The organism is Microcystis sp. LEGE 00066, assembly GCF_015207925.1.
GTDB lineage: Bacteria > Cyanobacteriota > Cyanobacteriia > Cyanobacteriales > Microcystaceae > Microcystis > Microcystis ichthyoblabe_A.
This window is the reverse complement of record NZ_JADEVX010000248.1, coordinates 1-5,096: the sequence shown is the minus strand read 5'-3', so window position 1 is coordinate 5,096 and position 5,096 is coordinate 1. Positions and strand designations below refer to the sequence as shown.

At 42.9% G+C, this 5,096-nt stretch carries 6 protein-coding genes and 3 pseudogenes; 6 read left to right on the top strand and 3 right to left on the bottom strand.

Features of this window, described 5'->3' with window-relative positions; genetic code table 11:
- Positions 1-134: 134 nt before the first annotated feature.
- Positions 135-331: pseudogene (locus IQ224_RS25150) on the bottom strand (hypothetical protein).
- A gap of 169 nt (positions 332-500) precedes the next feature.
- Here IQ224_RS25150 and IQ224_RS21545 point away from each other — a divergent pair.
- The 4 genes from IQ224_RS21545 (at position 501) to IQ224_RS21530 (ending at position 1,892) form a co-directional block, all read left to right on the top strand.
- Positions 501-725, top strand: coding sequence for a hypothetical protein (locus tag IQ224_RS21545; protein ID WP_002746763.1), 225 nt, complete (start codon positions 501-503; stop codon positions 723-725).
- Positions 718-1,089 (top strand): type II toxin-antitoxin system PemK/MazF family toxin, encoded by a 372-nt coding sequence (locus IQ224_RS21540; protein WP_002746762.1) that lies wholly within the window; start codon positions 718-720, stop codon positions 1,087-1,089. The genes IQ224_RS21545 and IQ224_RS21540 overlap by 8 nt, the downstream gene beginning before the upstream one ends.
- Before the next feature lie 145 nt (positions 1,090-1,234).
- Positions 1,235-1,537, top strand: a complete 303-nt coding sequence (locus IQ224_RS21535) for a hypothetical protein (protein ID WP_002746761.1) — start codon at positions 1,235-1,237, stop codon at positions 1,535-1,537.
- Positions 1,518-1,892, top strand: a complete 375-nt coding sequence (locus tag IQ224_RS21530; protein WP_172456622.1) for a type II toxin-antitoxin system PemK/MazF family toxin — start codon at positions 1,518-1,520, stop codon at positions 1,890-1,892. Before IQ224_RS21535 ends, IQ224_RS21530 begins: the two co-directional genes overlap by 20 nt.
- A 94-nt stretch (positions 1,893-1,986) precedes the next feature.
- Here IQ224_RS21530 and IQ224_RS25145 read toward each other — a convergent pair.
- Positions 1,987-2,169 (bottom strand): annotated as a pseudogene (locus IQ224_RS25145) (hypothetical protein); the annotation flags it as partial.
- 258 nt (positions 2,170-2,427) lie between these two features.
- Here IQ224_RS25145 and IQ224_RS21525 point away from each other — a divergent pair.
- Positions 2,428-3,300: a hypothetical protein gene (locus IQ224_RS21525; protein ID WP_002746757.1), complete on the top strand. Its 873-nt coding sequence runs from the start codon at positions 2,428-2,430 to the stop codon at positions 3,298-3,300.
- Positions 3,301-3,302: 2 nt separating this feature from the next.
- The gene (locus tag IQ224_RS21520) at positions 3,303-4,616 is read left to right on the top strand and encodes a site-specific DNA-methyltransferase (protein ID WP_228036342.1); all 1,314 of its coding nucleotides are present in this window, start codon (positions 3,303-3,305) and stop codon (positions 4,614-4,616) included.
- A 378-nt stretch (positions 4,617-4,994) separates the two neighbouring features.
- Here the strand turns inward: IQ224_RS21520 and IQ224_RS21515 are convergent.
- Positions 4,995-5,096, bottom strand: a pseudogene (locus IQ224_RS21515) (IS5/IS1182 family transposase); the annotation flags it as partial.

Here is a 5,096-nt window from a genome sequence, read left to right as displayed (position 1 = left end):
GTAAGGGATTTAATTGATTAGTTCGCTTTAGATAAAAAACAATTGACAAAAATCGCCCAATGTCTTTCTCTATAAGGGTTCCATCCCTTATAACTCCCGTCTATTGCATAAGACAAACCGAAGAACCTCTAAAATTAGTGCCTAACAATTCCGGTGCAGCGGATTGACCGAAGTTGCTTGGGCGGGGTGTAGAGATCCTGGCAACCGCTGACCCGAAACGTTAGTGCGATGCCGAAGGCACTGCGTAGCAGTACGCAATCTTGTAGGGTGCGTTCCCCAAAGTGGCTCCTACTGCTCCAGCGATCGATTTTGGGGAACGCACCATGCACATTGATTGAAGCTGTGGGTTAAAGTGCGATACCGAAGGCATTGGGTAGCACCCCTAGATGTCGTTAGGCATTCAATCTACTTACAGATCAGAGGCAGGCATTGACAATTAATGTAGGATTAGTTAGTATGATGATCTAATCCTACCAGGCTGTCGTAAACAGTTTATGGCAATGAGTAAGAAAGTCAGCATAACCTTAGACGACGAAGTTTTGGAATTTGTAGATCGACTAGCAAGCAATCGTAGCAGCTTCATAAATGATGTTCTCTGGCAAGAGAAGAGAAGGGTTTTTATGAAAGAGCTAGAAGACGCTTATAAAGATCAGGCTAATGATCCAGAGATGCAAGCAGAAATCTCTGTCTGGGATATTGCAGTGGGCGACGGTCTAAATGCCTAATGGAAGACTAACCTATAAGCGAGGAGAGATCTGGTGGATCGATCTGAAACCCGCTGTTGGTCATGAAACCGATAAAGAACGTCCTTGCCTGATTTTACAAAACGATATTGGCAATCAAAATGGAACAACGACAATAGTTGCTCCATTGTTGCCCGGGAAAAGGACTTATCCTTTTGTTGTCAATATTACACCGACAGTGCAGAATGGACTAGACGGAGATCGACACATCAACTTAAGTCAAATGAGGGCTGTAGATTCTCAAAGAATTAAAAATAAACAGGGTGTTTTAGAAGACGTTTATTGGGAAGAAATAGAGAAAGCAGTATGTATTGAGCTCGGTTTCAGCAAATCCCTATCGCCGTAGGGTGCGTTCCCTAATGTGGTTCCTACTGCTCCACTAATAGATTTTGGGGAACGCACCATGCACATTGATTGAAACTGTGGGTTAAAGTGCGGTCGCCGATTTTAATAAGCTATATTAACAACAATACTTAAAGAGAAGGCTTAAAATGGTTAAATCAACTTTGTACAGGACAGCAAAAGTCCTACCGGGAAATAGAATTGAAATTGAATCTCCAGATCTGACTGTAGGACAAACTGTTGAGGTAGTTATTTTGGTTGAAGAAGTTAGTTCTGATTCTTCTACCACCGAAGATATATCTCCATCCTTAAAACAGCGTCTTGCTTTTCTGAAGTTACCAATGACTGAACGTAGAAATATTCTCAAAAGTCAAGCCGATATAATGCTCTCTCACTATCAACAAGATTCTGAATGGCAGCAGTTAATGGCAGGTGACATCATTGAGTATTAACCCTGAGCTGCCAAAACGTGGAGAAATTTGGTTAGTCAACTTTGATCCTACTGTTGGTGCAGAAATCAAAAAAGTGCGTCCTGCCGTCGTCATCAGTTCCGATTCAGTAGGAAAGCTTCCTATCAAGCTTATTGCTCCTATTACAGACTGGAAAACATATTTTTCAGCAAATTTCTGGCACGTTAAAATTGAACCTAACAGTATCAATGGATTGAATAAAGCTTCTGCAATTGATACTCTTCAACTAAGGGGGGTGGATTTACAAAGGTTTATTCGTAAATTAGGAAGCGTTTCTGAAATTACAATGCTGGAAATTGTAGCCGCCATTGCTACTGTAATCGAATTTGAGGTCTAACAAATGATTGCACCCGACCGTGTGTTAGATAACTCATAATCATGTAAACGTAGTGAATTCAGCTGGTAGGCTGCGTTCCCTAATGCAAGTCCTACTACTCCATCGATCGATTTTGGGGAACGCACCATGCACATTGATTGAAACTGTGGGTTAAAGTGCGATGGCTCTTCGTTACTTGGTATGGTTCGATAGGGGGGCATAAATCGACTAAATCCTTATCTGGCAAAGGATTTAATTGATTAGTTCGCTCTAGATCGAAAATAATTGACAAAAATCGCTAAATGCCTTTCTATATAGGGGTTCCATCCCTTATAACCCCCGTTCATTGCATAACACAAACCGAAGAGCCAGTGCGATGTGGGCTAATCTGGCTAACACGCTTTTGGGCGTGATATAGGGAAAAGTTCGGGCGATTGCGCCTAAATAGAGTGATATGCCGAAAGTTGACCCATATCGTTACCCCAGAGAGTGTTATACGGAAAGTTTCCAGATAATATGTAGTTAGAACCTCTTAAATAGTGGGTCTGCAAGCTCAATGAAAAAAGAACGAAAATTTTCCGACTACAAATCCGAAGCTGAGGCATGGATCACACTCGCCACAGGTGAGTATTACCCAGATATTCTTCCAGACGCTTGCCGATTATATGAGCCAGTTCTAGTCGAGTTTGGGCTATTGCTAAAGGCATCGCATTCTTCCACTAACTTTTTCACCTCTATTATGGACACGAGGAATCAGTGGATGCGTACGCAGCTTTGCCGTGTATTTAAGAAGTACGTTAGCCCACAAACACCAGTTGAAATGTTAAAAAGAAAAACAGACGCAGATAAAATATGCGCTGAGTTTGGTGATGCTTTCAGGAATATTGTCGAAGTCCAACAAAAATTTGACAGTCACCCCATGCCCGACGAAGCTTTATGCGCAGTGCTTTGGGAATACAAGGACCGCGGCAAAAAAGGCTATGACTTAACTGAAAGGTTATTCGATGTTCTGCGCAGCCAGCATATCGAGTTTGTTGTTACGGGCCCTCAAAGAGCAGGTAAAGATGTGCTGCTAGGAAATGTTTTTAAGGATTATCCGAAGCCAGATCGTCCAGTGGACTTCGTTATCTATGAAGGCAAGAAAGTGCTTGCTATTGGCTTGGCTCGCTACGACTCAGATCGCGGCGGTGCACAGGAGGACGATCGCACAGGTCAATATCGTGAAGTTGCCCAAGAGATTCTTGACTATGCAGACAGTCATGGATTGCCGCATATCAAAGTGGTCTATGTAAATGACGGCCCAGGCCTCTTACTTGGTTCTATGTGGAATGATTACGCCTACATCGAAGATCAATGGCCAGACCGCGTAAAGGTTGTCACGCTGCGCATGGTTCCAGATCGCATCACATCTGAATGGTTGAGGTCTTAAGTATGGCGGTTCCAATTCCAGGCATGGGAAATCGTACAAAAGGGGAAAGGGTGTCGCCTGTGGACACTAATGGTTTTCGCCTAGAGTACCCCGGAAAAAAGGCACAAGAAGATATTCTTGCGCTTCCCGCAGGACACTACTTGCCAAATTCGGCATATTCAGGCGGCGATAATAGGCTTTACCACGCGGACAACTTGGCTGTACTTGCGGCTTTAGCGAGGGATGAAGCCGTAAGCGGAAAAGTGAAACTTGTTTACATCGATCCTCCATTTGCAACTGCATCATCCTTTGAGTCAAGAAAACAAAACCATGCTTATGACGATCATCTTGTTGGACCTGATTTTGTTGAAACGTTACGCGAACGCCTAATTTTAATTCACCGTTTGTTGGCCGATGATGGTTCGCTATACCTTCACCTTGATGAAAGAATGATTTTTCATTTTCGCGTCGTCTTAGATGAAATTTTCGGAGAGAAAAATTTCCGAAATTGCATAACGCGCAAGAAGTGCAATCCTAAGAACTACACGAGAAAGACATACGGAAATGTAGCCGACTACATTCTTTTCTACACAAAGAGCGATAACTATGTATGGAACCGACCAATTGAACCATGGGATGAAGTTAAATCAGTAAAGGAGTATCCATGCCTTGATCCCGATGGGCGCAGATACAAAAAAGTACCCGTCCATGCTCCCGGTGTCCGTAACGGGGAAACAGGTGGGGAGTGGAAAGGCAAGCTGCCGCCACCCGGAAAGCATTGGCAATATAAACCGTCAACCCTAGATGAGATGGATGCCCGTGGAGAGATTTATTGGTCGCCAACGGGAAACCCGCGCCGAAAAATCTATCTTGAAAATAGCGCTGGAATTCCAGTGCAAGACATTTGGATGGACTTTCGTGACGCGCATAATCAAAACATTCATATAACCGGCTATCCAACGGAAAAGAATCCTGCACTTCTTTCTAGAATTATTGAAGCATCATCAAATCCCGGTGATCTTGTCCTAGATTGCTATGCAGGGTCTGGAACCACATTAGTGGTGGCATCAGAGCTTGGGCGGAAATGGATTGGTGTTGATCGTAGCCAGGAGGCTATTACAACAATATTGCATAGGATGGCTAATGGCTCGGATCGTATGGGTGATTTTGTCAATGAGAAATCCAAAAAAGCTTCATTGCCATTATTCAGCATTGCCGACTTCACACTGTTTGAAGAGGCTGCGGAAGAAAACATTCAGCCTAAAGATGCTGACATTACATCGCCAAACGGGGTTCTAACAATTCGTTCCAGCGGACGCGCTAAAGCGCGCCTCTGAACTTATCCGTTATGCTAAACCAATAAGCTGTAGTGCGATGCCGAAGGCACTGCGTAGCAGTACGCAATCTTGTAGGGTGCGTTCCCTAAGGTGGTTCCTACTGCTCCAGCGATCGATTTTGGGGAACGCACCATGTACATTAGAACTCTTGCAAATTAATTATATGTTATAATGATCGGTTAACTAATTTTCCCAAAAAAATTAGTTAATCAGTACATTCGTCCTGAATGAAAACTTGAAGTTTAACTTTTAACTCAAAACTCTTTAGAGCTGCTTTAATTTGGTTATTAAAACCTCTTTATTTAAGCGGCACAAACTATCTCAATTATAAAAATTGAGAATAAATTCTCCTTGACTTGATTAATCTTTAGGCAACTTTTAAGAAGCTGCTATACCTATCCCTAACTCACAGTTATAAATAGCCGCCAACAAGTTAACTCTTAAACTATATCTTCGACGACGATTCCGATATTTACAGGA